Genomic DNA, 322 nt, shown 5'->3' on the forward strand with positions numbered 1-322 from the left:
GTGGAGTAAAGATCAATAGGATAGTTCACTACAATCTAGATGAGGTAAGAACATTGTCCGAATTAAAGGATGTGATCGTTAGTGGTGAAGAGCACGATGTCGTTACTGACAATATCAATCAAGAAGAATGTAGTTTGAATGAACAGATAGAAATAATGGACTGGTCCTCAAACGTGACAGGTAAAAAGCCAAAAAGGATCGTCATCTATGACCAAGAATATGAAGCAACTAGTTGGAAGGGCATATATATTAGCTTTTGCCAATTTCTTTGTAGTAAGAAATTGGAACAGTTTAAAAAGACAAAACTAAAAGGAAAGAAAAG

The 322-nt window shown here is 35.1% G+C and carries 1 protein-coding gene; it reads left to right on the plus strand.

Annotation, left to right across the window (positions count from 1 at the left end):
* Window positions 1-53: 53 nt before the first annotated feature.
* Window positions 54-322: hypothetical protein (locus KH400_RS23625; protein WP_217228776.1), on the plus strand; the 269-nt coding region annotated here is incomplete at its 3' end.

The sequence above is a fragment of the Desertibacillus haloalkaliphilus genome (assembly GCF_019039105.1).
Taxonomy (GTDB): Bacteria; Bacillota; Bacilli; order Bacillales; family KJ1-10-99; genus Desertibacillus; species Desertibacillus haloalkaliphilus.